We start from the raw sequence: 19,508 nt of genomic DNA, 5'->3' as shown, positions 1-19,508 counted from the left end.
CGGGCCCCCATGGTCCCCGCCGAACGTCAGCTCGAGATTCTCTGCAAGGGTGTCGTCGACCTCCACGTCCGGGCCGAGCTCGAGGAGCGGCTCCGCGAGGGCAAGCCCCTGCGCGTGAAGGCCGGCTTCGACCCGACCCGCCCCGATCTCCACCTCGGCCACACCGTGGTGATGCAGAAGATGAGGGAGTTCCAGGACTTCGGGCACTCCGTCGTCTTCGTGGTCGGCGACTTCACGGCGATGGTCGGCGACCCGACCGGCAAGAACGAGCTGCGCCCGCGGCTCTCGCGCGAGGAGGTCGTCTCCGCCGCGGAGACGTACCAGGCCCAGGCGTTCAAGGTCCTCGACCGGGACCGGACCGAGGTCCGTTACAACTCCGAGTGGCTGAACCGGCTCGATCCGACCCAGATGATCGAGCTCTGCGCGAAGTACACGGTCGCGCGCATGCTCGAGCGCGACGATTTCGCGAAGCGCTACGCGGAGGCGCGGCCCATCTACGTGCACGAGTTCATGTACCCGCTCCTCCAGGCCTACGACTCGGTCGTGCTCGAGGCCGACATCGAGCTCGGCGGCACCGATCAGCTCTTCAACCTGCTCGTCGCGCGCGACCTGATGCCCCGCTACGGCAAGCGCGCCCAGATGGTCATGACGACGCCGCTCCTCGAGGGCACAAATGCGCGCGTCGAGAACGGCAAGGTCGTCGGCGCCAAGATGTCGAAGAGCGCGGACAACTACGTCGGGATCACGGAGCCGCCGTTCGAGATGCTGCAGAAGCTGATGCTCGTCGATGACGGCGTCATCTGGCGGTACATGGAGCTCCTGTCGTCGCGCCCGCCCGAGGAGGTCGCCCGGCTGCGCGAGGCCGTCCTCCGCGGCGAGCAGAGCGTCATCGAGGTGAAGGAGAGCTTCGCCCAGGAGATCGTCACCCGGTTCCACTCCGCCGAGGACGCGCGCGCGGCCCTCGAGCGGCGCCGCAGCGTCGCGGCCGGCGGCCTGCCGGAGGTCATCGAGGAGATCCAGGTCGCGAGCGATCGCGACACCATCCCGATCGGCAAGGCGCTCGCGCTGGCCGGCCTCGCCAAGTCGACGTCCGAGGCGATCCGGCTCGTGAAGGGCGGCGCCGTGCACCTCGACGGCGAGGTGGTCAAGGACGACCAGGCCAAGCTGGAGCGTGGGAAGCGATACCTGGTCCGCGTCGGCTCGAAGAACCGCCGCTTCGCCTACCTGGTCGTTGGCTGACGCGCCCGATCGAGGGCGCAGCCGGCGCGGCGCGCTCGGCGGCCTCCTGGCCTGCGCCCTGGGCGCCGCGCTGCCCTCGTGCGGCGGCGCGCCCCCGCCCGCCCGGCGGCCGAGCCCGCCCTTGCCGCCGCTCGGCACGGCGGACCTCACGCGCCTGCTGCCCCAGGCGGGGCTCAGGTGGCTGGTCCTCGCGCGGCCGCGCGAGATCGCGGCGGTGCCGTGGCTCATCCCGTCGATCGCGCTCGTGGCGCCCGAGGAGAACCTGGCCCGGCACGCCCGCGCGACGGGCGTGGATCTGCGGCAGGTGCGCGAGGCCGCGATCGCGTCCTACGCGGGGGCGAGCGGCGACGTCACGTTCTACCTGGCGCGGCACAGCGGGGATCCGCGGGCGCTGGAGCGCCTGTTCCGGCGCCGCCTGACGGGCAAGGAGCGGCGCGCGTCCGAGCGCCCCGACGTCGTGCGCCTGTCGGGCGACATCGGCGCGGCGCCGCACACGCTGGTGCTGCTCGGCCCCGACGTCGTCGGCCTGCAGGACGGCGGGAGCGGCGAGCGCGGGCCGGCCCGCGTCGCGTCGCTGTACGCGCTCGGCCGGCTCCGGCGCGCGCCGCCGGCGCTCTCGGGCGGACCGCTGCGCGCGCTCTCGGACCGCCTCGGCCCGGCGCCCGTGCGCGCGTTCGCGCCGGGCCCGTTCGAGGGGGAGCTCGCGCGCGGGGCGCGGGGGCTGCTCGCGGCGGCGACGGCGGTCGGCGCGGCCGCGAGGCCGAGCGTGCGCGAGGGGATCGCGCTCGCGATCGCCGTGGCGGGCGACTTCTCGACGAGCGGCGAGGCCGCGTCGGAGGAGCTGCTCTCGGCCTGGAACGAGCTCGCTCACGGCTCGTTCGGCCACCTGCTCGGCCTCGACGCGCCGGTCGAGCCGCCGCTCGCCACACACGCGCCGGACGCCGTGGCGGTCGCGGTCGAGCTGAACCCGCGGGCGCTCGCCCGCGGGCTCGCGGCGGCGACGGGCGACCGGCTCCAGGAGATGCTCAGGTAGGCGCCTGCGCCTCGCTTGCCGTCAGGGGGCCGCCGAGACGATCTCCAGGTTGTCGAACCAGATGTCGCTGGAGCCGCCCGCGGCGCCGTCGCCGAGCCGGACGATGATCTGCTTTCCGAGCTCTGCGCCGGTGCTGCCGGTGCGGTACATCACGCCGCCCGTCCGGGCCCACCCGGCGCCGGTCGTTTGGACCTGGCGCGCCAGGAGCCGGAAGGACGAGAGCACGCCGTCGGTCGACGCATAGCCGATCTCGTAGGGCACGGTCCCCACGTTGTCGCCGCCGCCCTGCGCGTAGCTCCGGAACGTGTAGACCCGGTTCGCAGCGAAGCGCGCGCTCAGCACTTGCCCGACCGTCTCGGCTGCCCCCGCCGAGTAGAAGCCGAAGCGCTGGCCCAGCCCGGAGTTGCCGGCGCGCGGATAGGAGGCGTGAAACGCCCAGCCGCCGTACGGGCCGAAGCCGTCGATGCGCCCAAACTGCGGCGTGGAGACCGCCTCGATCTGCGCGTTCGAGAGGGTCGGCTGGGGGGGAGGGTCGAAGGCGACGCAGGTGGACGCGCAGCTGCCGGACTTCACGGCGCCGCAGCTCGCAGGATCGATGCCGCACCAGTTGCTGACGATGCTGTCGCGGTTGCCGCACGAGGTGTCCCAGCCGTTCGACTGGTAGAACGGCAAGATGTCGGTCCGCTGCGTCAGCACACATTGCGTGCAGCTCGATCCGCAGCCGCCGCCGCCGCAGCTGGACGCGCAGCTGCCCGATTTCACCGCGCCGCAGCTCGCAGGATCGATGCCGCACCAGTTGCCGACGATGCTGTCGCGGTTGCCGCACGAGGTGTCCCAGCCGTTCGACTGGTAGAACGGCAAGATGTCGGTCCGCTGCGTCAGCACGCATTGCGTGCAGGTGGAGCCGCAGCCACCGCCGCCGCCCCCCGCACCACCACCGCCCCCGGCGCCGCCGCTGCCGCCGCCGCCCCCCGCGCCGCCGCCGCCCCCGGTGCCGGCGCTGGTGGTGCTGGCGCTGGTGGTGCCGGTGCCTCCACGCGTCAGCCGGTCGTTGAAGGCGAGGTTCTCGCAGGTGCCGCTGCCGTTCTTGGTGCAGCTCGCGAACACCTCCGGCACGACCGCCTGACCGCCGTAGGGCCCCCTCGCGGTCTCCAGGGTCTGGAACGACGCGTTCTTGTAGAGCGCGAAGTGGAGATGCACGCCGAACGTACCAACGGTCGACGACTCGCCGGAACCGGAGTTCCCGGCCCCGCCGAGGCGGGTGTTCGTCGTGACCGTTGCGCCCGTGGCGACGGCGACGCTCGAGAGGTGCGCGTACAGCGAGTAATACTGCTCGGCCCCCACCGTGTGCCGGATAAAGACGATGTTCCCGAAGCTCGCGAAGCTGTTAGCGCCCGTCGCCCTGCCCGCGAACACGACCTGACCGTCGGCGGCCGCGTAAACGTCTTCATTCAAGCTCAGATCGAAGTCCAGCGCATGGTGATCGTTCGTCCTTGTCGACTCGTTCGTGTGGATGTGGGCGCCCACGCCGTAGGCCCGCGTGATCGTATGCTGCACGCCCGACGCCCACGGCGGCACGAGCGTGAGGCCCGCCGGCTTGGAGAGGGCGCCGGTGGCCGGGGTGGTCAGCATGTCCTGCGAGGTGGCGATGGATTCCAGGTCCTCTCCGCCGCACGCGAACAGCATCGACAGGACGGCAACGGGGACGAGGAACGATGAGCGAGATCGCATAGGGAAGCCTCATGGGTTTACGGTGTCTCGGGCAGCGAGGCCGCGGCGCGGCGGACCTGCACCCCTGCAAGCGCCGGCGGCGCGCGACGGCAGCGCGCGCCGAGCGGCGCCTGATTGCCCGGATGACAGTGCCCACCTCCGGATGTCGCACCGAAATCGTCACCCCCGGAACGAGCGCCGCGAGGGCGAGCGGGCCACGCCACGGACCACGCCGTTGTTTGCCCGGAGAGGGTTCCCGTGAGGCGGCAACACCATTGAATTTTTCCGCTCCCCGCATTCGCGTCGACGCCACAGCACGACACGTCCACGGCCACCTCGCCCGGCCTCCTTTTTGTGACAGCGCCGTCGCCCTCCCGCCTAGAGTCCTCTGGGAGGATCGGAGGAGTCCTGATGGACAGCGTCGCGGGAAGACAGCCGATCCGCTGCCTTGAGGAGAATACCCTCGACGCCCTGGGCCGCGGGCAGCTCTCCGCAGGAGAGCGCGACGCCGCCGTTCGCCACATCGACGCCTGTGAGGACTGCCGCCGCCTCCTGGCCGCCCTGGGCCACGCGGCGAGCTGGACGGCGGCGCAGGCCGACGCCACGGCGGAAGCGCCGCCTTTCCTGGACGCCGCCGGAGCGGAGAGCGCGCCGCCGCGCCTCACGGCCGGCAGCCGGATCGGGCGTTACACGGTGCTCCACACGGTCGGCGCCGGTGGGATGGGGGTCGTCTACGCGGCGTACGACCCGGAGCTCGACCGCCGCGTCGCGCTGAAGCTGGTCCATCGCGAGCGCCTCCCCGGCGGGGCACGCGAGGAGGCCGCCTCTCGGCTGCTGCGGGAAGCGCAGGCGCTGGCCCGGCTGGCCCACCCTCACGTGATCACGGTGTTCGACGCGGGCCGCTTCGACGGGCAGGTCTTCCTCACCATGGAGTTCATCGAGGGGGGCACGCTGCGCGAGTGGATGCGCGCGGAGCGACGGACGCCCGGCGCCGTGCTGGAGCTGTTCCTCCAGGCCGGGCGCGGGCTCGCGGTCGCGCACGCCGCCGGGCTGGTGCACCGCGACTTCAAGCCGGACAACGTGCTCCTCGGCAAGGACGGGCGCGCCCGCGTGACCGACTTCGGCCTGGTGCGGGTCACCGCGGCCGGCGCGGCGGCGCCCGATCGACCCGAGCACCCCGTCCGGCCCTTGCCGGCCAGCGCGGAGACGCGGACAGAGGCGGGAGCGCTGCTCGGGACGCCGGCGTACATGGCCCCGGAGCTGTGGCGAGGGACGCGGGCGGACACGCGCAGCGATCAGTTCGCGTACTGCGTCGCCCTCTACGAGGCGCTCCAGGGCGAGCGTCCGTTCACGGTGGCCGACCTCAAACGGCAGGGTGGGCCAGGAGGCCGCGAGCCGCCGCGGGGCGACCGGATCCCGTCGTGGCTGCAGGGCCCGCTGGCTCGCGGCCTGTCCATCGGGCCGGAGCGCCGGTACCCCTCCATGCTCGCCCTGCTCGGCGATCTGGAACGGCGGAACACGTCCCTGCGGAGGCGCCGCCTCACCCTCGGGGCCCTCGGCGTGACGGCCATCCTCGCGGCGGGAGCGCTCACGCTGGGGCGGCGAGATCGGGGCGAGGAGATGTGCGCGCACGCCGAGGAGCGGCTGGCCGGCGCCTGGGACGACGCTCGACGGCAGAAGCTCCGCGCAGCGTTCCTCGCGACGGGAGCGCCCTTTGCCGAGGCGGCCTGGTCCGCGACCGAGGCGCTCGTCGATCGCTACGCGAAGGGCTGGGTCCGGATGCACACGGAGGCCTGCGAGGCCACCCACGTGCGGGGCGAGCAGTCCGGCGAGCTCCTGGATCTGCGCATGGCGTGCCTCGCGCAGCGCCGAGAGGCGCTGCGCGCGCTCACCGGCGTGCTGACCAGCGCGGACAGGGCGGTCGTGGAGCGCGCCGCGCAGGCGGCAGATCGGCTCCCCTCGCTCGACGAGTGCGCCGCGACCGAGGCGCTCACCGCGCCCGTGCGCCCGCCCCGGGATCCGGCGGCCCGCGCGCGGATCGAGGGCGCCCGCGGCGAGCTCGCCGACGCGGCCGCGCAGCTCGCCGCGGGCCGGTACGCAGAGAGCCGGGCGCTCGCCCAGAAGGTCGCCGACGAGGCGAGGTCCCTCTCGTACAGGCCGCTCGAGGCCGAGGCGTGGATGGCCGTCGCGCTCGCCGACATCCAGCTGGAGGACGGGGCGCGGGCGGAGCCGTCGCTGTACCGCGCCCTGACGTCGGCCCAGGCCAGCGGACACCAGATCGTCGCGGCGAGGGCCTGCCTCTCGCTGGCCCATGTCCATGGCCTGATGTTCCGCCGCCACCCGCAGGGGCACGTCTGGGCGGATCTCGCCGAAGCGACGCTGGAGCGCATCGGGGACGCTCCGCTGGTGTCGGCGGATCGGCTGATGGTGCTGGGCAAGCTCCTCCTCGACGAGGGCCACGCGAACGAGGCCGTCCCGCATCTCGAGCAGGCGCTCGCCCTCCAGGAGCGCGCCCTCGGCGCCGACGACCTCACGGTGGCGACGACCCTCGGCCGCCTCGCCAGGGCGCTGTCGAACCTCGAGCGGTACCCGGAGGCGCTCGCGCTCGCGCAGCGGTCGCTCGCCATCCAGGAGCGGCTCCTCGGCCCGGACCATCCGGATCTCGCGGCATCACTCAACGCGATCTCGTTCATCCTGTACATGTCCGCGCGCAGCGCCGAGGGGATCCCGCTCACCTCGCGCGCCCTCGCCATCCAGGAGCGCGCCTTCGGGCCGGACCACCCGGTGCTGATCAAGACGCTCATCGCTCTATCGAACCTGCACAGGGACCCGCGCGACGCCATCGTGCTGCTCCAGCGCGCGCGAGAGCTCCAGGAGCGGGCGGTGGGCGCGGAGCACCCGGAGATGGTCTACATCCTGAAGAACATGGCCATCAGTTACGGCGAGCTTCACGAGGTCGACAAGCAGCTCGCGTGCGCGGAGCGGGCGCTGCCGATCGAGGAGAAGCTCCTCGGCCCGGATCACCCCGACCTCGCCAATACCCTGGTCGTGCTCGGGCAGGCGCACGACAGGCTAGGGCATCCGGAGAAGGGCCTGCCGTTCCTGGAACGGTCGCTCGCCATCGCAGAGTCGCGCCCGATCACGGACTCTTACTCCATCGGGCGGAGCGCTCGAGTGAGCATCCGGGGGCAGGTGGCAGACACCTTGTGGAAAATCGGCCGGGATCGTAAGCGGGCGCGCACCATGGCGGCCGACGCGCTCGAGGTGGCACGGGGCGGCGGCAGCGAGATGGCCAGAGACATCGCCGAGATCGAAGCATGGCTGTCGGCGCACCCACTCCCGCCTTGATGCACGCTCGCCTCCGTGAGAGGTCAGGAGGTCGGATGAGCGACGCGCGGCTTCCGATCCGCTCCCTCCGGGAAGAAGCCGGCCTGGGCGGGGGCGACGAGGTGGACAGGGCCCTCGCCGGGCTCGTCGAGGAGGGCCGGCGATCGTGGCCCGGACTCAAGGTCTCGGTCCCCTCGTTCCTGCGGCACGTCGCGCGCCACCTGCCGGACCTCGGCGCGCCAGGGGCGCACCTCTCGGCGCTCCACGCCGCCGACCTGTACCTCGCCTGTGCCTGCGGGGAGCGGGCGCCGGGCGCGGTCGAGGCGTTCCTCTCCCGCCACGAGGCCGACCTCGACGCGGCGCTGCGCGGCCTGAACGTCCCGCCCGCCCAGCGCGACGAGCTGCGCCAGGAGGTCCTGGAGAAGCTGATCGTCGGCCGGACCGGCGCCCCCCCAAAGATCGGCGACTACGCGGGCCGAGGCCCCCTGGGCGGCTGGGTGCGCGTGGCCACGATCCGGACGGCGCTCAACGCCCTCAAGCAGAAGAGGCATGACCACGTGGCCAGAGGGGCGGAGCTCGACGACGCGAGGGAGCCCGCCGCGCCGGATCCCGAGCTCGCGTTTCTGAAAGCGCATTACCGGGCCGAGGTCTCTCAGGCGTTGAAGGATGCGTTCGCCGGATTGCCCGCGGACGAGCGCAACGTGCTGCGGCTCTATTTCCTGGACGGGCTCGGCATCGACAAGATCGCCGCCGTCTACGGGGTCCACCGCGCCACGGCCGCGCGCTGGGTGACGCGGGGCCGCGAGGCGCTCCTCAAAGGAGTGCAGGAGCTGCTCGGGCAGCGGCTCGGCATCGACCGGGCCGAGGTGGAGAGCGTCGTCGGCATCGTCCGGAGTCAGCTCGATCTGGCCGTCAGCAGCCTCTTCCGCGAGTAGTCTCCAGGCGCCGGGGCGCTCCGGCGCGACGCAGACCTTCCGGGCGGGCGACAGGCTCGAGGAGATGCTTAGGTAAGCGCCGCTCCGCCTCCGATCACCACGCCATGCCCACCACGACCAGCGGTTTCTTCCTGCAATGCGCCTCGCGCGGCGCGCTCGAGCTCGTCCTGCCCGCCGCCGATGCGCGGTCCGGCGTCGAGCACCACCGCCGCGAGGAGGCCTCCGGGCCGTGGCGGCGCGCGGCGACGTTCGCCGAAGGCCTCGGCCCGGTCGGGGCTGTCTCGCTCATCCAGAGCAACTTCGGCGAGCCGGGCCACCTCGAGGTGGTGGCGCGCGCCGGGGATCGGCTGGCGACGTTCTGGTGCGCGCCCGCGGGCGAGCCGTCGTGGAGCGAGCCGCGCCTCTTCGCGGAGGGCGCGGCCGGCGACCCTGCCCTGATCCAGGGCAGCGCCGGGTGGACGGGCAACTTCGAGCTCGTGGTCCCGCACGCGAGCGGCGGGATCGCCCACTACTACCGCGACAACGACACCGCGGAGCTCGGCTGGCGCGGGCCGACGGTCTTCGGCGCGGATCTCGGGCACGTCGAGGCGGTCGCGATGCTCCAGCGCGCAGGCGACGCGCCGCGCACCCCCGGCACCCTCGAGGTCGTCGCGCGCCTCGGCGATCGGCTGCTGCTCTTCTGGCGCCCGCCCGGTCCGAGCGCGGCGTGGCACGGCCCGGAGGAGGTGGTCTCCGGCGTCCGCGGGACGCCGGCGCTCCTGCAGCCCGCGTCGGGCGGCGGGGGCGCCCTCGAGCTCTTCGCGCCGCTCGCGGGCGTGGGGATCGCCCGCTGGCGCCGCGACGACGCCCATGGGGCGCGCTTCCGCGGACCGACGGTGCTCGCCACCGACCTGGGCCGGTGCGACGCGGTGTCCGCGATGGAGGGCCGACCGCTCGGGCAGATCGAGCTCGCCGTGCGCGCCGGGGAGCAGGTCGTCCATCTCGTGCGCGACGGCGAGCTCTGGTCGCGGCGCGTGGTTCTTCGCGGGGCACCTCCAGCCACGCCAGCCGCGCCCTCGCCGGCCGCCGCGCCCTCGCCGGCCGCCGCGCCCTCGCCGGCCGCCGCGCCCTCGCCCGCCGCCGCGCCCTCGCCCGCCGCCGCGCCCTCGCCCGCCGCCGCGCCCTCGCCGGCCGCCGCGCCCGCGCCCGCCGCCGCGCCCGCGCCCTCACCCGCCGCCGCGCCCGCGCCCTCACCCGCCGCTGCACCGTCGCCGTCACCGCCCCCCTCGCCGGCGCCGCGCCGCACCAGCACCGCGCCGCAGCTGCGCGCCGGACCACACCGGGCCGGGTTCCGGCGCATCCGCGCGCTCTCGCTCTCGGAGGACGCCCGCTACCCGAGCACCTGGCCGTTCCAGGGCGAGATCTACCGCTGCCCTGAGGCGATCGCCGCGCTGCTCTACTACCCCGCCCTGGCGGACGGCGAGGAGGCGCCGCTCTCTCCGGGAGGTCCGTTCCCGGTCGTCGCGATCGCCCACGAGCGGCGGCTCCGCGCCAGCGCGGTCGCGCCGGGGGCGCCCGCGGACATCGGCCAGGACTACCGCCAGCTCGCCGGCGTCATGGCGCACCTCGCACGCTGGGGCTTCGCGGTGATCGCGCCGGACCTCTCGTGGCTCGCGCCCGACGCCGCGCCCGTGCGCCGCGCCGCGGTCCTCCGGGACGCGCTCTCGCACCTCCGCGCCGGGTCGCGCGGCCCGCTCCTCGCCGACTTCGACCGCGCGGGGCTCCTCGGCCACGGCCTCGGCGCGCAGGCCGCCCTCGCGCTCTCGCTCGACGCCGCGTCCCCGTTCCACATCCGCGCCGTCGCGCTGCTCGCGCCGGCCGGCGAGCCCGAGCGAGCGCCGCCGATCGACGCGCTCGCGCCCCGCCCCGTGCTCATCGTCCACGGCACGGCGGACCCCGTCGCCGCCGGCGCGCCCGCGGCGCTCTACGAGCGCGCGCGCGCGCCGAAGCACCTCGTGACCCTGCCGGGCGCGAACCACTTCGGCTACGCGACCTCGCTCGGCCTCGCCGAGCCGCTCGACGCCCCGGCCGCGCTCCCGCGACGCGAGCAGCAGGCGCTCGCGATGGGCTACCTCGCCGCGTTCTTCGACGGCTACCTGCGCGACGCGCGCTCGAGCCTCGACGCGCTCTCGGGCAAGGCGGCGCTCGAGGGGCTGGGAGCGCAGGAGATCCCCGTGAGGGCCGAGGTGCCCCGCAGCGGCGCCGGAACCTGAGGCGGCGAGGGCTCGACCGGGCGCGACCCTGGGGCCCGGAGCTCAGTTGATCTGCACCGAGCCGCCCTGGATGCGGTTCACCCCGGAGGATCGCGAGAGCACGTAGGCGCCGCGCAGGAGGATCTTTCCGGCGCGGGTCAGGGTGATGCTGGCGTCGCCGCAGCGCAGGACGATCTCCTGCTCCGCCACGATCTCGATCCGCTTCCCGTCCGCGTCGGCGACCGGCGCCTGGGCGCTCCCGGCGAGCGCAGGGCTCACCATCCGGCCCATCACGATCGGACGCCGCGGGCTGCCCCCTTCGAACATCAGCGCGACCTCGCGCCCGACGTCGGCGGCGTCGAGCGACACCATGGCGCGCGCAGGCAGCCCCTCCGGCGGGCCGCCGGCGAACGTCACCGTCGCCCCGGCGCCCTCCGGGTCGAGCGCCGCGACGCGGCCGACGAGGACGCCGTCGAGGCGCTCCGGGAGCGCCGGCGCCGCCTTGGCCGCGTGCTCCGCGAGCAGCAGATCCAGGAGCGTCGTCGCTTCCTCGGCGGAGAGCTCCGTCTCCTCCTGCTCCTGGTCCGCCGCCTCCTCGGCAGGCTCCGCCTCGGTCTTCGCATGTGCCTCGTCGGCCTTGTTCATGGCTCACCCCACGCGCGCGATCCCCACCGCCCCCGCCAGCGACAGCACCGGCTGTGCGCCGAGCGCTCCGAGCGCCTCCGGAACGACCGCGCCACGCCGGCCGCTCCCCGCGCCGGAGCGCGCGGCGCCGCGCCCGCGGGGAGGATCGCCCGACACGAGGGGGACGCTCGGACCACGGCCCAGGGTACCACACGCCGCGCGCGGCCCGCCGGGCGAGATCGGCCGGCGACCGGCTACAGCGTGACCTCGAACGGCGCGCGCGCGAGCTCCTCGCCCGTCTCCGACCGCACGACCGCGGTCCACCCCCCGGCCTTGCGCGCCCCGCGCGTGAACGCCCACGTCCGCCACCGCGGCGATGCGCCGACCTCGAGCGTCACGTTGCCCACCGGGGCCCCGCCGTCGGGCGGGACGAAGGACACCGTCACTTCCCCGCTCACCTCGCCCCGGTTCTCGACCTCGATGAACGCGTAGAGCCGCTCGGTCTCGGGCGCGCGGAACGTCGTCCCCGGCGCCACCGGCTCCCGATCCTTCACGCCCTCGGCGAGCACGAGCCGCTTCACCTTCAGCTCCGCCGCACCCTTGCCCGCCTTGCTCCCCTTGCCCGCCGCCGCGCGCGCGTCCGGCGCGACCGCCGCCGCCGTCACGGCCGCCGTCGCCGGCGCGGCCGCCGTCGCCGGCGCGGCCGCCGTCACCGGCGCGGGCGCGGGCGTCGCCGGCGCCTCGGGGCCAGGCGCCGCCGCGAGCCCCGCGGCCGCCATCGGCGCCGCAGGCCGCGCCTCTTGCCGCTCGCCGCAGCCAGCGAGCGCCACCGCGCAGAGCGCCAGAAACACCATCCTCCGAGTCGTCTTCGTCGCCATGGCAGCAATCCTCCGCATCCCGGGGAGTCCCCGTCTCGCAGCTCCTCATGGCAAGGCGCAGACCGCGCCTCGGGCCGCGAATTCATTGAGGAATTCGCCGAGTCTGTGGCTGCCCGCCCGCGCGCGTGTGTCCGGCGCGACGACCGGACGACTCGAATGCTCCGCCGATGCCGAGGCGCGCCGCGCGCGAGGACGGCCCGCCTACACGCGCTCGATCTCGACGCGCCCGACCCCGAGCCGGATCCGCCCGGTGCCGGGTCGACGTTCGACCAGGTTCGCGGCGCCGTGGACGCCGGCCGCCAGGAACTGCTTGCGCGCGCGGCACACGTCGACGTTGAGGCGGGACTCGTCCGTGGCGAGCATGCGGCAGAGCTCGTCCCGATCGCGCCAGCCCTGCTGGGCTGGCGGCGCGCCGGCGTCCGCGAGCCGCGCGCGCGCCAGCGTCAGCAGGAGGTAATGGTGGCTGCGCGCCGGCAAGTGAAGCTCACCGCTGCGGTGGAGGATCGTGATCTCCACGCGCTCCTCGTCCCGGCTGACGTGAAACCGCAACCCGATCGAGTCGATCAGCGGACGGCCCTCCGGCTGCGCCGCCGCCTCGCCGTCGAGCGTGGGACCCGTGAGCGCCGGCAGGTCGAGGCTCCAGGCCTCCCCGTCCACCACCACGATCTCTCTGTCCTCGACGGCGCGCACCTCGCCCTCGGCCTCCAGCATCCAGCGGCCGTTGCGCCCCTCGATCAGGCTCACCCGGGGGTGGTTGTCGTCGGGCAACACGAGCAGCCCCGCGGTCGACGCGCGCACGGCGCCGCTCGCCACGTGCAGGGCGCTCGCCACGGGCGGCGCCGCCTCCACCAGCGTGAACCGGAACGCGCTCGCGCCCGGATCGCCCAGGGTGAACCCGTCGCCCGCGGCGAGAAGGATGCGCTCGCCCGCCGCAACGCGGTGGCCGCGGACGAAGACTCCGTTCTTGCTGGCCAGGTCGCGGAGCTCCCAGCCGTCGCCCGTCCAGCGAACGCAGGCGTGTTCGCCGGAAATGCGCGCGTCGTCGAACCGCACGTCGCACGTCGAGGAGCGCCCGATGAGGCACCGCGAGCGCAAAAGGAAGAACTCCTCGGGCGCGTGGCGCTTCAGCCGTCCCATGGGCGTGCCCTATATTACCAGCACCAGCACGCAGCTACGCTCGCCGCAGGGGAACCATTGGATCAGCAGGACAGGGAGCGCCCGGCACCCACGCTCGTCGGCGGCGAGGGGGCCGGAAAACAGCCCGCCGCCGAGGCCCGCACGGAGACCATACCCCGCGCGCAGCCCACCTCGCCCGCTTCGCCCACCTCGCCGGCTGGAGCGTCGCCCATCCCGCCGGCTGGAGCGTCGCCCGTCCCGCCGGCTGGAGCGTCGCCCACCTCGCCGGCTGGAGCGTCGCCCATCCCGCCGGCTGGAGCGTCGCCCATCCCGCCGGCCGGAACCCCACCCATCTCGCCGGCCAGAATTCCGCCCATTTCCCCGGCCGGGACCCCGCCGATCTCGCCAGCCGGCTTCGAGCCGACCCTGGCGCACAGCCCGGCCGACATCCCCGACAGCGGCCCCGTGCTGCCGCCGCGTTACCGCGACCTCGGCCTCATCGGCCGCGGCGGCTTCGGGGACGTGCGACGCGTGTACGACGTGGTCCTCGACCGCGTGGCCGCGATGAAGATCCTGCGCAGCGACGTGGGCAACTCGGAGCGCGTGCAGGCGCGCTTCCTCGAAGAGGCGAAGCTCACCGCCAGGCTGCAGCACCCGGGCATCGTCGCGGTGCACGACGGCGGCCGGCTCGAGGACGGCCGGCTCTGGTACACCATGCCCGAGGTCCGCGGCCGCACGCTCCGCGAGATCATCGACGAGGCGCACGCGGCCCCGGCGCCGGGCGGGGCCCGCGAGGCAGGCGCGGGCTGGACCTTCCGGCGCATGATCGACGCCTTCGCGCGCGCCTGCCAGACCGTCGCCTACGCCCACCGCCAGGGCGTCGTGCACCGCGATCTCAAGCCCGCCAACGTGATGGTCGGGGAGCTCGGCGAGGTGCTCGTCATGGACTGGGGCATCGGCCGGAGCACCCGCCGCGCGCCGTCGTCCCCGTCCGAGTCGAGCCCGCCGTCGTCGATCCCCGACCGCCCGACGCCGGAGCTCACGCTCGACGGCGACGTGCTCGGCACGCCGGCCTACATGCCGCCGGAGCAAGCGCGCGGCGACCGCAAGCGGCAGGGCCCCGCGAGCGACGTCTACGCGCTCGGCGCGATCCTCTACCACGCGCTCGCCGGGCGCCCGCCCTACGAGGGCGGCGTGCTCCGGGTGCTGGAGCGGGTCGCGAGCGAGCCGCCGACGCCGGTGATGGAGGCGGCGCCGGGCAAGGCGGTGCCCCCGGAGCTCGCCGCGATCTGCGAGCGGGCGATGCGGCGCCCGATCGAGGAGCGTTACCCGGACGCCGAGGCGCTGGCGCGCGACGTGCTCGCGTGGCTGGACGGCGAGCGGCGGCGCGAGCAGGCCCTCGCGGCGGTGGCGGAGGCGCGGGCGATGGAGCCGGAGATCGCCGGGCTCCGGGCCGAGGCCGCGCGGCTGCGCTCCGAGGCGCAGGCGCTGCTCGAGAACACCCGGCCGTTCGATCCGGCGGCGCGAAAGCAGCCCGGCTGGGCGCTGGAAGACGAGGCGGCGCGGCTCGAGGTGAACGCGGCGCTGCGCGAGGCGGAGTGGCGGGCGGCGCTGCGCGGCGCGCTCACCGTGGACCCGGACCTGCCGGAGGCGCACGCGATGCTCGCCGACCACTACCGCGACCGGCTGATCGCGGCGGAGCGGGCGCACCGCGACGAGGACGCGGCGCGCTGCGAGGCGCAGCTGCGCGCGCACGACCGCGGCAGGCACGCGGCGCTGCTGCGCGGCGAGGGGGCGCTCACGCTCGTGACCGAGCCGGCCGGCGCCGAGGTGATCCTGGAGCGCTACACGCGGCGGCAGCGCCGGCTCGTGCCCGAGGATCTCGGCCCGCTGGGCCGGACGGCGCTCCACGGCGCGCCGCTCCAGCGCGGGAGCTACCGGCTGCGGCTCCGGGCGCCGGGGCGGGCGGAGGTGCGCTACCCGGTGCTGATCGAGCGCGGCGCGCACTGGGACGGCTGCGCGCCCGGCGAACGGACGCCGACGCCGATCCACCTGCCCGCGGAGGGCGAGCTCGGCCCGGACGACGTGTACGTGCCCGCAGGCTGGTCCTGGCTCGGCGGAGACGTGGACGCTTCGGACAGCCTGCCGGCGGCGCGGATCTGGGTGGACGCCTTCGTGATCCGGAGGTTCCCGGTGACGAACGCCGAGTACCTCGAGTTCCTGAACGACCTGATCGCCGGAGGGCGCGAGGAGGAGGCGCTCGCGGCCTGCCCGCGAGGGCAGACGGGGATCCACGAGAACGCCGACAGCCGCCTGATGTTCGGGCGCGCGGCGGACGGGCGCTTCGTGCTGAGCGAGGACGAGCTCGGTTACCCGTCGGCGCCCGACATGCCGGTCGCGCTCGTCGACTGGCACGCGGCCACGGCGTACGCCCGCTGGCTTGCGGCGCGCACGGGCGCCCCCTGGCGGCTGCCGAACGAGCTGGAGCGGGAGAAGGCCGCGCGGGGTGTCGACGGCCGCACCTGCCCCTGGGGCGACTTCCTCGACGCGTCCTTCGCCTGCGTGATCGAGAGCTACGAGCAGAAGCCTCGCCGCGCCTCGGTGAACAGCTACCCCGATGACGAGAGCCCGTACGGGGCGCGCGGGCTCGCCGGAAACACGCGCGACTGGTGCTTGAACGGGTGGCGGCGAAAGGGCCCGACGATCGAGGGCGGGCGGCTCCGCGTCGAGGAGCCGCCCTTCGAGGGGACCGCGGAGTACCGGGCCGTCAGGGGCGGAGCCTGGAGCAGCCCGATCGATCTGGCGCGCTCCGCGGTCCGGTTCGGAGCCCCGCCCGGCACCCGCCGGCTCACGGTGGGGGTGCGCGTGGCGCGGTCGTACACGCCCTGAGGGCGCGCGTGTTCATGCCGTGTTCGTGGCCCGGAAGACGAGCTGGTTGTCCAGCTTGTTGTTGGTCAGCGTGATCGCGGAGTTCGCGGCCATCGCGATGAGGTTCGCGCTGCTGTTGTACCAGGTCGCGCTCCCGCTCCAGACGCCCAGGTTCTGCGTGAAGCTCCAGACGAGCCCGACATGCTTGGTGTTGTCCACGAACAGCGTGCTGCTGGCCGAAGGGGGCGTGACCGAGCTGAACTGCGCCGAGCTGGTCTGGAAGGTGAAGCTCGCGGGCGGCGACGCGGCGCTCACCGCGGAGATCTTGATCGACGTCGTGCCCGCAGGCAGCGCCGCGTGAACCACGAAATACTCGGTGATGCCGCCGGGCTCGGTGATCGAGTAGATCTCGCCGAGCAGCGTCGTGCTCCCCGACACGATCGCCTTAATGATGTACTTCATCCCCGGATCGAGCTCGAACGACACCGGCGGCTGCGCGGCGGCCTTCTCACGGGGTTCAGCGCTGCCGGTCGCGGGGTCCAGATCCTGCTGAATCATGATCTCCTCCATCATGCCTGGCCTCGAGTTCGGGCCCGGCGGGTTTGTTTGACCGAGGAGTAACCGGGCGGGCGCGCCAGCGCTATTTCACGGCTATTTCACGTCCAGAGGGAGCGCTCGTGGGCCACGCCGCTCCCCCTCAGCCGCGCGTAGAGCGCCGCGTACTCCGCCATGACCGTCCGGGTCGCGTAGCGGCTCACGGCGCGCTGGCGCGCGGCCTCGCCGAGCCGCGCCCGCAGCGGGGCGGCGTCGCGCAGGGAGCGGAGCGCGGACGAGAGCGCCGCCTCGTCCCCCACCGGCACGACGAGGGCCGCGGGGCCGCTTGCGCCCTCGACCGCCTCGAGCATGCCGCCGACCGGCGTGATCACGCAGGGCAGGCCGCAGGCCATGGCCTCGAGCAGCGCGTTGGGCAGGCCCTCGGCGTGGCTCGGCAGGCAGAAGACGTCCGCGTCGCGGTAGGTCGCGGGCATCGCGGCCGCGGGCACCTCGCCGAGCAGCTCCAGGCGGCCGTTTCGCTCGAGCTCCCCGAGCGCGAGCTCGATGCGCCGATCGGACTCCGCGGCGAGCCCGATGCTGCGCGACCCCGCCACCGCGAGGGTCAGGCCCTCGACGGCGAGCACGGCCCGCGCGAGCTCGAGCAGCCCCTTGGTCTGCGCGATCAGGCCCGCGAAGAGGACCCGCAGCGGCCGCCCCGCCGGGCGCGGCGCGGCGGCGGGATAGAAGCGATCCGTGTTGACGGGGTTCGGGATGTGGACGATGCGGCCGTCCGGGAGCAGGCCCTCCAGGTACACCCTCAGCTCCTCGGACATGGTGACGACCGCCGAGGCGCGCTCGAGCACGGCGCGCACGCCCTGCCGGGACGGCCAGCGCAGGGCGCGGTGCCAGGCGATGATCTGCGTCGACATGTGCACGTGGAGCACGGCCGGCACGCCCGCCCGGTGACACAGCTCGAGCGCGAGGCCCTCGCGCGCGGTCGCCCAGAACAGGGTCGTGCACAGATGGACGACGTCCGGCGGGCGCTGCGCCAGGAGGCGGCGCAGCTGGATGAGGGTGTGAGTCGCCCGGAGCACGCGCGCGGGGCGAAACCGGCTCGCGGTGTCGACGCCGGCGGCGCGGGGCGAGATGTCGATCACCTCCGCGTCGATGCCAGAGGCAGGCGCCGCAGCGAGGTAGTTCTGGACCCACCGCGTGAGGCCGCCGGCGGGCGGAGGGAGAGGACCCAAGAGGGCGACGCGCGCGGCCATGTCAGCTGCGCCCTCCGGAAAGCCGCCGTGTTCCCCGGCGGCGCGCCCACGCCACAATGGAAGCAACTCCCGATCGCTCCACATAGCTCCGCCCGGCACTCCAGAGCCCCAGCGACCCTTGGTGCATCCCCGCCTCCGTTTTGCCACTGTGGTGCGCTGACGTGCGGCGGTATTCACCGCCTGCGCGCGGGGGCGTTCACTTTGTCGACGCCCTCGGCTCGGCGTCCGCCGCGGCCGCACTGGCCGCACCGGGTGCTCTTGCGACCTTCGTTATTCGTAGGGGACAGTCCAGGTGACCGGCGCGGGAGCCACCCTCACGCGTGCCCCCCTCACGCGTGGGCGACGGCGCGGCGAGCTCCCCGCGCAGGCGAGGGGGCGGCGGGATCGACGACGTGTCGCCTGTAGCCTCAGCCAGGCTTGGAGCCCGGCCCGGAGGCCGGCTCGATCCCGTCCGCCCGCATCCGCTCCGCGCTCGCCGGCCCGGCCACCGTGCCCGCCGGATGCGTGTACCACCCCGCCGGATCCGCCCTGTCGGGGTCGTCGCGGACCTTCAGGATCGTGAACATCCCGCCCATGTCGATGTACGAGAACGGGCCGCTCCCGCCGCGCATCGGCAGGCTGTTCGCGGGCATCGGCATCGGCATCTCGCCCATGCCGCCCATTCCCGCGGTCCCCATCGTCATGTATTCGGGCATCACCCGGCTCATGCGCCGATCGAGCGTGCGTGTGTTCGCCCCGACCATGTTCGGCAGGCCGTGGCCCATCTGCATCATCGTGTGGTGGGTCATGTGGCAATGCACCGCCCAGTCGCCCGGCTCCTCGGGCACGAACTCGATGACACGGGTGCTGCCCACCGGGACCAGCACCGTCGTCTCCGGGTACTGCGCCGACTCGGGGACATACCCGCCGTCCGTCGCGGTGACCTGGAACGACAGGCCGTGCAGGTGGATCGGGTGGTGATCCATCGGGCCGAGGTTCCCGAGCCGGATGCGCACGCGCTCGCCGCGGCCGACGAGGAGCGGCGCCGTCGCGGGGAACGCCTTGCCGTTGAACGTGAGCACGTTGAAGTCGCTCATCGCGTTCGGGTCGGGCCGGCGCGCGCCCGCGTTGATCTTCCACTCGTGCGTCATGAGCACGAAATCCCTGTCCACGCGCGGGCCGCGGGGCCGCCTCGGGTGCACGACGAACATCCCCACCCCGCCGAGCGCGATCTGCGTCATCTCGTCGAAATGGGAGTGGTACATGTACGTCCCGGGATAACGGACGACGAACTCGTAAACGTACGTCTCCCCGGGCGGGATGGGGCGCTGGTTGAGCCCCGCGACTCCATCCATGCCGTTCGGCAGCACGAGGCCGTGCCAGTGGACCGTCGTGGCCTCGGGCAACGAGTTCGTCACGTAGATCCGCAGGCGATCGCCCTCGACGGCCTCGATGGTCGGGCCGGGGGTGCTGCCGTTGTAGCCCCACACCTCGCACTTCAGGCCAGGCGCGAACTCGTGCTCGATAGGCGCTGCGACGAGGTGGCCGACCTTCACGCCGTCCACGACCCGCAAGGGCAACGTGCTGACGTTCGGCGTCACCACGGCGGGCTGGCCCCCGGGGGCCGCGTCCTTCCGGGGCCTCGGGGCCGCGGGGGGCGGCGCGGGCGGCGCGTCCGGGCGCTGCTGCGCGTGGGCGATCCCGCGCGTGATCAGGGCGGCGCCTGCGGCCAGGCTGCCCACGTGGATGAACGAGCGTCGGTCCAT

General features: G+C 74.2%; 13 protein-coding genes. 6 read left to right on the top strand and 7 right to left on the bottom strand.

Translation table 11 applies throughout. The features are described 5' to 3' along the window. Positions 1–9: 9 nt before the first annotated feature. Positions 10–1,239: a tyrosine--tRNA ligase gene (gene tyrS, locus WMF43_RS03740; RefSeq protein WP_437677551.1), complete on the top strand. Its 1,230-nt coding sequence runs from the start codon at positions 10–12 to the stop codon at positions 1,237–1,239. Then, positions 1,232–2,272, top strand: a complete 1,041-nt coding sequence (locus WMF43_RS03735; protein ID WP_437677550.1) for a hypothetical protein — start codon at positions 1,232–1,234, stop codon at positions 2,270–2,272. The genes tyrS and WMF43_RS03735 overlap by 8 nt, the downstream gene beginning before the upstream one ends. A gap of 21 nt (positions 2,273–2,293) precedes the next feature. On the opposite strand, the gene WMF43_RS03730 is transcribed toward WMF43_RS03735, so the two are convergent. Further along, a complete protein-coding gene (locus WMF43_RS03730) occupies positions 2,294–4,003 on the bottom strand; it encodes a peptidoglycan DD-metalloendopeptidase family protein (protein ID WP_437677549.1) in 1,710 nt (569 codons plus the stop codon). 390 nt (positions 4,004–4,393) lie between these two features. Here WMF43_RS03730 and WMF43_RS03725 point away from each other — a divergent pair, with 390 nt between their 5' ends. From WMF43_RS03725 to WMF43_RS03715, 3 genes are all read left to right on the top strand, one after another. Then, the gene (locus tag WMF43_RS03725) at positions 4,394–7,330 is read left to right on the top strand and encodes a tetratricopeptide repeat protein (RefSeq protein ID WP_437677548.1); all 2,937 of its coding nucleotides are present in this window, start codon (positions 4,394–4,396) and stop codon (positions 7,328–7,330) included. Positions 7,331–7,365: 35 nt separating this feature from the next. Further along, positions 7,366–8,244: a sigma-70 family RNA polymerase sigma factor gene (locus WMF43_RS03720; protein ID WP_437677547.1), complete on the top strand. Its 879-nt coding sequence runs from the start codon at positions 7,366–7,368 to the stop codon at positions 8,242–8,244. 104 nt (positions 8,245–8,348) lie between these two features. Further along, positions 8,349–10,496: an alpha/beta hydrolase gene (locus tag WMF43_RS03715; RefSeq protein WP_437677546.1), complete on the top strand. Its 2,148-nt coding sequence runs from the start codon at positions 8,349–8,351 to the stop codon at positions 10,494–10,496. 42 nt (positions 10,497–10,538) lie between these two features. Here the strand turns inward: WMF43_RS03715 and WMF43_RS03710 are convergent, their stop codons facing one another. The 3 genes from WMF43_RS03710 to WMF43_RS03700 form a co-directional block, all read right to left on the bottom strand. Then, entirely contained in the window at positions 10,539–11,003 is a 465-nt protein-coding gene (locus WMF43_RS03710) for a DUF6484 domain-containing protein (RefSeq protein ID WP_437683936.1), read from the bottom strand. A gap of 350 nt (positions 11,004–11,353) precedes the next feature. Further along, on the bottom strand, positions 11,354–11,977 hold the full coding sequence (locus tag WMF43_RS03705; protein WP_437677545.1) for a DUF2914 domain-containing protein: 624 nt from the start codon (positions 11,975–11,977) through the stop codon (positions 11,354–11,356). 201 nt (positions 11,978–12,178) lie between these two features. Continuing rightward, positions 12,179–13,114, bottom strand: a complete 936-nt coding sequence (locus WMF43_RS03700; protein WP_437677544.1) for an FHA domain-containing protein — start codon at positions 13,112–13,114, stop codon at positions 12,179–12,181. A gap of 444 nt (positions 13,115–13,558) precedes the next feature. On the opposite strand from WMF43_RS03700, the gene WMF43_RS03695 reads away from it, so the two are divergent. After that, positions 13,559–15,982: an SUMF1/EgtB/PvdO family nonheme iron enzyme gene (locus tag WMF43_RS03695; RefSeq protein ID WP_437677543.1), complete on the top strand. Its 2,424-nt coding sequence runs from the start codon at positions 13,559–13,561 to the stop codon at positions 15,980–15,982. Between the two features lie 12 nt (positions 15,983–15,994). Here the strand turns inward: WMF43_RS03695 and WMF43_RS03690 are convergent, their stop codons facing one another. From WMF43_RS03690 to WMF43_RS03680, 3 genes are all read right to left on the bottom strand, one after another. Further along, positions 15,995–16,519, bottom strand: coding sequence for a hypothetical protein (locus WMF43_RS03690; protein WP_437677542.1), 525 nt, complete (start codon positions 16,517–16,519; stop codon positions 15,995–15,997). Positions 16,520–16,617: 98 nt separating this feature from the next. Then, a complete protein-coding gene (locus WMF43_RS03685; protein ID WP_437677541.1) occupies positions 16,618–17,763 on the bottom strand; it encodes a glycosyltransferase family 4 protein in 1,146 nt (381 codons plus the stop codon). A 407-nt stretch (positions 17,764–18,170) separates the two neighbouring features. Next, entirely contained in the window at positions 18,171–19,508 is a 1,338-nt protein-coding gene (locus WMF43_RS03680; RefSeq protein WP_437677540.1) for a multicopper oxidase family protein, read from the bottom strand.

The organism is Sorangium sp. So ce131, assembly GCF_051519095.1.
Classification (GTDB): domain Bacteria; phylum Myxococcota_A; class Polyangia; order Polyangiales; family Polyangiaceae; genus Sorangium.
Note: the sequence above shows the minus strand (reverse complement) of the source record. Positions and strands in the feature narration are given on the sequence as shown.